This is a genomic window from Micromonospora sp. RV43, from assembly GCF_001029515.1.
Taxonomy (GTDB): Bacteria; Actinomycetota; Actinomycetes; order Mycobacteriales; family Micromonosporaceae; genus Micromonospora; species Micromonospora aurantiaca.
Window position 1 is genome coordinate 1 of the sequence record NZ_LEKG01000283.1, and the last position, 7,728, is coordinate 7,728.

General features: G+C 74.4%; 9 protein-coding genes. 2 read left to right on the forward strand and 7 right to left on the reverse strand.

Annotated elements, in window-relative coordinates; genetic code table 11:
- Positions 1-86: 86 nt before the first annotated feature.
- The 5 genes from ABD52_RS35875 to ABD52_RS35895 form a co-directional block, all read right to left on the reverse strand.
- Positions 87-779: a regulatory protein RecX gene (locus ABD52_RS35875; protein ID WP_047894669.1), complete on the reverse strand. Its 693-nt coding sequence runs from the start codon at positions 777-779 to the stop codon at positions 87-89.
- An 11-nt stretch (positions 780-790) separates the two neighbouring features.
- Positions 791-1,840 (reverse strand): recombinase RecA, encoded by a 1,050-nt coding sequence (gene recA, locus ABD52_RS35880; RefSeq protein WP_013284729.1) that lies wholly within the window; start codon positions 1,838-1,840, stop codon positions 791-793.
- Between the two features lie 186 nt (positions 1,841-2,026).
- Positions 2,027-2,227 (reverse strand): DUF3046 domain-containing protein, encoded by a 201-nt coding sequence (locus tag ABD52_RS35885; protein ID WP_030504158.1) that lies wholly within the window; start codon positions 2,225-2,227, stop codon positions 2,027-2,029.
- Positions 2,228-2,231: 4 nt separating this feature from the next.
- Entirely contained in the window at positions 2,232-3,530 is a 1,299-nt protein-coding gene (locus ABD52_RS35890; RefSeq protein ID WP_047894670.1) for an MFS transporter, read from the reverse strand.
- Positions 3,531-3,599: 69 nt separating this feature from the next.
- Entirely contained in the window at positions 3,600-4,742 is a 1,143-nt protein-coding gene (locus ABD52_RS35895; RefSeq protein WP_047894671.1) for an acyl-CoA dehydrogenase family protein, read from the reverse strand.
- A gap of 89 nt (positions 4,743-4,831) precedes the next feature.
- Between ABD52_RS35895 and ABD52_RS35900 the strand changes: the two genes are divergently transcribed.
- Both ABD52_RS35900 and ABD52_RS35905 read left to right on the forward strand, forming a co-directional pair.
- Complete coding sequence (locus ABD52_RS35900) at positions 4,832-5,488, forward strand: 4a-hydroxytetrahydrobiopterin dehydratase (protein WP_047894673.1); 657 nt, start codon at positions 4,832-4,834, stop codon at positions 5,486-5,488.
- Between the two features lie 46 nt (positions 5,489-5,534).
- Entirely contained in the window at positions 5,535-5,882 is a 348-nt protein-coding gene (locus tag ABD52_RS35905; protein ID WP_225319783.1) for a nuclear transport factor 2 family protein, read from the forward strand.
- Here the strand turns inward: ABD52_RS35905 and ABD52_RS35910 are convergent.
- A complete protein-coding gene (locus ABD52_RS35910) occupies positions 5,872-6,573 on the reverse strand; it encodes a UdgX family uracil-DNA binding protein (protein WP_013474470.1) in 702 nt (233 codons plus the stop codon). The two genes, ABD52_RS35905 and ABD52_RS35910, sit on opposite strands and share 11 nt — an antisense overlap.
- An 80-nt stretch (positions 6,574-6,653) precedes the next feature.
- Positions 6,654-7,728, reverse strand: a 1,075-nt coding sequence (locus ABD52_RS35915) for an aminotransferase class I/II-fold pyridoxal phosphate-dependent enzyme (RefSeq protein ID WP_047894672.1), incomplete at its 5' end; no start/stop codon positions are given.

Sequence of the window (7,728 nt, forward strand, 5' to 3'; positions counted from 1 at the left end):
CGCCGTCGGGTGCCGTTGAGACACGCCTTCAGCACGGGTGTGCGCCTCCCCTCGGGACGGCGGCCGCGACACCGGCCGCCGGTCGGTCAGTCGAGCCGGCGGGAGTCGAGGTCGTGCTCGGCGTCGGCCAGCGCGTCCGCGTCGATGTGCTCGGCGAACTCGGCCGCCTCGGCGCTCTGCGCGGCGAGCGCGTCCTTCACCGCCCGGATCGCCACCCCGGCCGGGTAGCCCTTGCGCGCCAGCATGCCGACCAGGCGCCGGAACACCGCGTCCGGCTCGCCCCTGGCGGTGCGCAGCTTGCGGTCCACCAGGGCACGGGCGGTCTGCGCCTCGGTCTCCTCGTCCAGCCCGTCCAGTGCCGCGCCGGCCACCTCGCCGTCGACGCCGCGCTGGCGCAGCTCGTTGGCGAGCGCCCGGCGGGCCAGCCCGCGGCCGTTGTGCCGGCTGCTCACCCAGGCGCGGGCGAAGGCGGCGTCGTCGACGATGCCGACCTCGTCGTACCGGTCGAGGACCTGCTCGGCGACCTCCTCGGAGATGCCGCGCCGGGCCAGCGCGCCGGCCAGCTCGGCCCGGGTGCGCGGGCGCACCGCGAGCTGCCGCAGGCAGATCTCCCGGGCCACCTCGGCCTCGTCGCGCGGCGGAGCCGGAGCCTCCCCTGCATCGGGCTCCGCCGCGCGATCACGGCGTCCCCGGCGAGGCCGGGGCGTACCTGTGGCGTCGCCCGTACGGGGTGGGCCGGCATCCCAGCCCCGGCCCGTACGGGCGCGTCGTCCTGCCACGGGTCAGCGGATCAGAAGTCGACCGGCGGCAGTTCCGGGCCACCGGCGGCGTCACCGGCACCACCGGTGCCGACGCCGAGCTTCTCCAGGATCTTCTTCTCGATCTCGGCCGCCACGTCCGGGTTCTCGCGGAGGAACTCGCGGGCCTTCTCCTTGCCCTGGCCGAGCTGGTCACCGTCGTAGGTGTACCAGGCGCCGGACTTGCGGATGATCGCCTGCTCCACGCCGACGTCGATCAGCGAGCCCTCGCGGGAGATGCCCTTGCCGTACATGATGTCGAACTCGGCCTGCTTGAACGGCGCGGCGACCTTGTTCTTCACGACCTTGACCCGGGTGCGGTTACCGACCACGTCGGTGCCGTCCTTGAGGCTCTCGATGCGGCGCACGTCGAGCCGGACCGAGGCGTAGAACTTCAGCGCCCGGCCACCGGTGGTGGTCTCCGGGCTGCCGAACATCACGCCGATCTTCTCGCGGAGCTGGTTGATGAAGATCGCGGTGGTGCCGGTGTTGTTGAGCACACCGGTGATCTTCCGCAGCGCCTGGCTCATCAGCCGGGCCTGGAGACCGACGTGGCTGTCGCCCATCTCGCCCTCGATCTCGGCGCGCGGCACCAGGGCCGCCACCGAGTCGATCACGATGATGTCGATCGCGCCGGAGCGCACCAGCATGTCGGCGATCTCCAGCGCCTGCTCGCCGGTGTCCGGCTGGGAGACCAGCAGGGCGTCGGTGTCGACGCCGAGGGCCCGTGCGTACTCCGGGTCGAGCGCGTGCTCCGCGTCGATGAACGCGGCGATGCCGCCGGCCCGCTGGGCGTTCGCCACCGCGTGCAGCGCGACGGTGGTCTTACCGCTGGACTCCGGACCGTAGATCTCGACCACCCGGCCGCGGGGCAGACCGCCCACGCCGAGCGCCACGTCGAGCGCGATGGAGCCGGTCGGGATGACAGCCGTCTGCACGACGGGCCGCTCCCCCAGCCGCATCACCGAACCCTTGCCGAATTGCTTGTCGATCTGAGCGAGAGCAAGGTCGAGCGCCTTCTCCCGGTCAGGCCCTGCTGCCATCGTTGCCACCCCTGCCTTCGCCGGCGTCTTTCCTGAGCTTCGCGTCACGCGGGACACGCTAGGCGCTGGGTCCGACAGAAAACCAGCCGACGGGCCGTGAGCTGTNGGACGAGCACCCCGCTGTGGACAATAGCCGAACAGGTGTACGACTGGGCAAGCGACACGCGGGATCGATGAAAAGGCTGCTCAGCGTAGTCGGGCGGGCACCCGGTCGGGATACGCGGCGACCACGGCACGCCAGACCACGTGCGTTTGCTCACCGGCCGCGAGCGCCTGCTCGATGGTCCGCCCGCCGAGCTGGGACAGCACCTGGTCCCTGGCGATGCTGGCCGCGTAGCCGGGCCCGAACGCCTCCTCCAGCCGCGTCCAGAAGTCGGTCAGCCGCACGTGTTCAGTCCTCCTCGTCGAGTGGTGCCGTGCCGGTACGGCGCAGTGCCAGCGCCACCAGCGGCACCACCGCGATCGCCGCCAGCAGGGTGAGCGTCGGGTACCCCACGGCCCGCATGACGAACCCGCTCGCCGCCGCCGCACCCGCCCCGGCCAGCCCCATGAGCAGATCGGACAGGCCCTGCACGCCGGGCCGGTCGGCGGTGGGCACCGACTCCGACAGCAGCGTCGAGCCCGCCACCATCGTGCCCGACCAGCCCAGCCCGAGCAGCGTCAGCCCCACCGACAGCAGCGGTGTGCTGTGCCCCGCGGTGCCGGAGACCGCGCACGCGGCCAGCAGCAGCGCGACCCCGCCGAGGATCACCGGCCGCCGGCCGAACCGGTCGGTGAGCCACCCCACCACCGGCGACAGCGCGTACATGCCGGCGATGTGCAGGCTCAGCACCAGGCCGACCACCGGCAGGACGTCCGCGTCGGAGTGCCACTCGCCGAGGTGCACCGGGGTCATCGACATCACCGCGACCATCACCAGGTGCCCCACCGCGACAGCGGCGATGCCGAGGCGGGCGGCCGGCCGCCCGCGTACCGTGCGCCACGCGGCGGCCATGCCACCGCGGCGGGCGACAGCCGGTGCGGCGCCCGCTGTCGGCTCGGCCGCCGTCAGCCGGCGCGCGGTGAGCAGCGGGTCCGGCCGGAGCAGGACCAGGAGTACGACGGCGGTGAGCGTGAACGCGACGGCGCTGAAGGCGAACGGGCCGGCCAGCGCCGGCAGGCCCCAGCCACGGGTGGTCTCGTCGGCGAGCGCGGCGAAGTTCGGCGCGGCCACCGCGCCGATGGTGGTGGCCCAGACCACCAGCGAGAGCTGCCGTCCCCGGCGGTGCGGCTCGGCCAGGTCCACCGCCGTGTAGCGGGCCTGGAGGTTGGCCGCCGTGCCGCCGCCGAACAGCAGCATGCCGACGAAGAGCAGCGGCACCAGGCGCGTCGCGGTGGCGACCACCACCAGCACGCCGCCGACCGCGCCGACCGCGTACGCGAGGACCAGCCCTGGCCGCCGGCCCCGCGCGGTCATGAGCCGGGTGACCGGGATGGCGAGCAGCGCGGCCCCGACCACACCGGCGCTCTGCGCCAGCCCGGCCAGGGCGGTGCCGGCGACCCGGGCGGCGAGCAACGCACCGACCGAGATGCCGATGGTGACGCCGATGCCGCCGATGATCTGGGTGAGGAAGAGCAGCCGGACGGTACGCCGCTGGATGCCGGCGACGTCGGGCCGGGGCGGGGCCGGCGCGGTCAGGTCGGTGGACATGCGGCGCTCCTGGTGGGGACGGGTGCCCCATCCTCCCGCACCGGCCCGCCCGGCCGGCACCCGGTTTCGCTACAGGCCGAGGCCCCGGCCGATGATCTCCTTCATGATCTCGGTGGTGCCGCCGTAGATGGTCTGCACCCGGCTGTCCAGCCACGCCTTCGCCACCGGGTACTCCGCCATGAAGCCGTAGCCGCCGTGCAACTGCACGCACCGGTCGGCCACCTTGGTCTGCAACTCGGTCGTCCACCACTTGGCCTTCGCCGCGTCGGTCACCGAGAGGCGGCCCGCGTTGAACTCGGCGACGCAGTGGTTGACGAACGTCCGCGCGATGGTGACCTCGGTGTCCAGCTCGGCCAGCAGGAACCGGTTGTGCTGGAACCGGCCGATCGGCCGGCCGAACGCCTCCCGGGAGCGGGCGTACTCGATCGTGAGCGCGAGCAGCTTCTCGCAGGCCGCCACCGCGGCGACGGCGATGCTCAGCCGTTCCCGGGGCAGGTTGGCCATCAGGTGGTAGAAGCCGTGGTTCTCGGTGCCGATCAGGTTCTCCGCCGGCACCCGGCAGTCGTCGAAGAACAGCTCGGCGGTGTCATTGGCCTTCAGGCCCACCTTCGCCAGGCGGCGGCCCCGGCTGAAGCCCGGCGTGCCGCTCTCCACCACGACCAGGCTCACCCCGTGCGCGCCCTGGTCCGGCGCGGTCTTGGCCACCACGACCACCAGGTCGGCCATCTCACCGTTGGTGATGAACGTCTTCTGCCCGTTGAGGACCAGGCTGTCGCCGTCGCGGACCGCGCTGGTGCGGATGCCGGCCAGGTCGCTGCCCGCGCCCGGCTCGCTCATCGCGATGGCGGTGACCAGGTCGCCGGAGCAGAAGCCCGGCAACCACCGCTTGCGCTGGTCGCCGGTGGTCAGCTCGGTCAGGTACGGCGCGACCACGTCGTTGTGCAGCCCGAATCCCAGACCGGTGCACCCGGCCGCGACGATCTCCTCGTCCAGCACCGCGTTGAACCGGAAGTCGCGCTGCCCGCCGCCGCCGTACTCGGGGTCGACGTCCGGGCCGAGCAGCCCGGCCGCGCCGGCGGCCCGCCAGACCTCCCGGTCGACGATCCCGTCGGCCTCCCAGCGCTCGTGGTGCGGCACCGCCTCCCGGGTCAGGAACCGGCGGCACAGGTCACGGAACTCGTCGTGGACGGGCTCGTAGAGATGCTGCTCCATGGCGGCCAGTCTGGCACCGCTCACCCGCGCCGGACAGGGGCGAACCGGACGGGGTGGCCCGCCGCCGCGCGGTGGACCAGGATGACCGGATGAGCACACTCACGGGGAAACAGGTGGCCGAGGCCGGGCTGGACGGATGGACGTACCTGCTGGGGGCGTTGCAGACGCGCATCCGTACCCCCGATTTCGCGGCCGGACTGGCGCTGGTGGCCGCGGTCGGCGCGGAGGCCGAGCGGGTCGATCATCATCCGGATCTGGACCTGCGCTACACCCACGTGGACGTGCGCCTCTGGTCGCACGACGCGGGTGGGGTGACGCAGCGTGACCTGCGGCTGGCCCGGACGATCGCGGCCCTGGCCGCGGACGCCGGGCTGACCCTGTCGCCGGCCGGGCTGGCCCGCCTGGAGTTCGCGCTGGACACCCCGGAGCACGCCGCGGTGCTGCCGTTCTGGCGGGCGGTCCTGGCCTGGCAGTCGCCGGACGGCCGCGGACCGGACGACGACGAGGTACACGACCCGGACGGCGTGCTGCCGACCGTCTGGTTCCAGCGCTCCGGCCGGGACGAGCCGCGGCAGCGGTGGCACCCGGACGTGTGGGTCGACCCGGCCGAGGTGGACGCGCGCATCGCCGCCGCGCTGGCAGCGGGCGGCGCGTTGGTCAGCGACGCGGAGGCGCCGAGCTTCTGGGTGCTCGCCGACCCGGACGGCAACCGGGTCTGCCTCTGCACCTGGCAGCAGCGCTCCTGAGAAACCGGGGCAGCGGCGGGCGCGGCCCGGCGCTAGCGTGCCCGATGTGGACGCACGCGCGCTGATCGAGGAGTTCAACGCGGCCTGGCTGCGGGGCGACCTGGCCGCGGTGTCGGCCTGCCTGGCCGAGGACGTCACCTACTGCCCGAACGCCTGGGACGGGCCGGCCGGCACGGTACGGGGGCGGGCTGCGGTGGCCGACGTCTTCGCCGGGCAGCTCGGTCCGGGCGACGGTCCGGCGCTCGGCGCGGTCTGGGCCACCGGCGACCGGGCGGTCTGCGAGTGGGCCTGGCCGCCGGCCGAGGACGGCACCGTGCTTCGCGGCCTGGACGTCTACCGGGTCCGGGACGGGCGGATCGTCGCCAAGGACGTGTTCGGCAAGATCACTTCTTGAGCGCCTTCGCGGCCACCTTCAGGTCGGCGACCAGGCCCTCGTAGGCCACGTCCTGGTTGTCGGCGCGCAGCACCGCGGACGGGTGGATGGTGGCGAGCAGCCGGGCCGCCGGGGCGTCGGCCACAGTGCCCGTCCGGTCGACCGGCACGCGCTCGAAGTCCTCCGGGTGCTGGGCGGCGGCGGGCCAGGGCAGCAGCTCACCGCGCTGTTTCGTCACCCGGAAGCTCGGGCCGAGCAGCGCCTTGGCGGCTGTCGCGCCGAGCACCACCACGATCTCCGGGCGCAGCCGGGCGAACTCGGCGACCAGCCAGGGCCGGCAGGCGGTGACGTGCACCCGGTCCGGGGTCTGGTGGATGCGCCGCCTGCCGCGCAGCTCGAAGCGGAAGTGCTTCACGGCGTTGGTCAGGTAGATCTGGGCGGGGTCGAGCGCCGCGTCGTCGACGGCCTTGCGCAGCAGCCGCCCGGCCGGCCCGACGAACGGCAGCCCCTTCTGATCCTCGATGTCGCCCGGCTGCTCGCCGACGAAGACCACGCGCGCGTGCTCGTCGCCGCGGCCGAACACGGTCTGGGTGGCGTCCCGGTACAGCTCGCAGCCCCGGCAGTCGCCCGCCGCGGCGCGCAGCTCGTCGATGGTGTCCGCCGACGGCGGGATGAACTCCTGTGCGCCGGGTGCGCTCTCGGTCTCGGCCATGCCGATCGTTCTACCCCGTCGGGCGGCGCGCACGCGAGCGGCCCGCCGCGCTGTCCGGAGGTGTTAAGAAGGGGCCCTTCCTATACCGAATGCGTTAAGAGGGGGCCCTTCCTTCCCGCGGTGAGGGCGTCGGCGAGCGCGGGGACGTCGGCCTCGTCCAGCGCGCTCACCGAGACGCGCACGGCGGGGGCGGCGGCGATCCGGTACAGGCCGCCGGGGGCGAGCGACCACCCGGCGTCGCGCAGCGTCGTGATCGCCACCGTCTCGTCGGGCACCGGCACCCAGACGTTGATCCCGGTACGCCCGTGCGCTGCCACCCCGCGCGCGGCGAGCGCGGCCACCAGCCCGTCGCGCCGCCTGTCGTAGCTGTCCGCCGCGCGCCGTACCAGCCCGGCGGTGGCCGGGTCGCGCCAGAGCGACACGACCAGCCGTTGCAGCACAGTGGAGACCCAGCCGGCACCGACCCGCGCCCGCCCGGCCACCCGGGCCACCGTGGCCTCGTCGCCGGTCAGCACCGCGAGCCGCAGGTCGGGCCCGTAGGGCTTGCTCACCGACCGGACGAAGGCCCACGCCGGGGTCGCCCCGGCGAGCGGATGCAGGGGTACGCGGGCCAGCTCGGCGGCGTGGTCGTCCTCGATCAGCAGCAGGTCGGCCCGGCCGGCGAGCAGCGTCCGAAGCGCGCCGGCCCGATCGGCGGAGACGGCGGCGCCGGTCGGGTTCTGCGCCCGGCTGGTCACCACGAGCGCCCGGACGCCGGCGGTGAGCGCCGCCCGGACGCCGCCGACTGTGGGGCCCTCGTCGTCCACCGGCACCCCGACGGTACGCAGCCCGAGCGCGGCGATCAGGTCGAGCAGGTTGGCCCAGCCCGGGTCCTCCACCGCCACCGCGTCGCCGGGGCGCAGGTGGGCCGCGAGGAGCCGTTCGATGCCGTCGAGCGCGCCGCCGGTGACTGTGAGCTCACCGGCCGGCACCCCGTCGGTGGCGAGCCGGTCCCGGGCCAGGGCGGCCAGGTCGGGCAGCACGGCGTCGGTCGCGTACCCGCCGGGGGGTCCGATCTCGGCGGCGAGCGCGGCCAGGTGCGGGCCGAGCGGGGGCAGCAGCCGGGGGTCGGGCTGGCCGGCGGAGAGGTCACGGCCGCCGGGCAGCGGCGGGGGC

Bases quoted from the DNA above. Each gene is read 5' to 3' on its own strand.
- ABD52_RS35900 (WP_047894673.1), top strand. From the start codon at position 4,832: ATGAGCACACTCACGGGGAAACAGGTGGCCGAGGCCGGGCTGGACGGA.
- ABD52_RS35910 (WP_013474470.1), bottom strand. From the start codon at position 6,573: ATGGCCGAGACCGAGAGCGCACCCGGCGCACAGGAGTTCATCCCGCCG.
- recA (WP_013284729.1), bottom strand. From the start codon at position 1,840: ATGGCAGCAGGGCCTGACCGGGAGAAGGCGCTCGACCTTGCTCTCGCT.
- ABD52_RS35895 (WP_047894671.1), bottom strand. From the start codon at position 4,742: ATGGAGCAGCATCTCTACGAGCCCGTCCACGACGAGTTCCGTGACCTG.
- ABD52_RS35890 (WP_047894670.1), bottom strand. From the start codon at position 3,530: ATGTCCACCGACCTGACCGCGCCGGCCCCGCCCCGGCCCGACGTCGCC.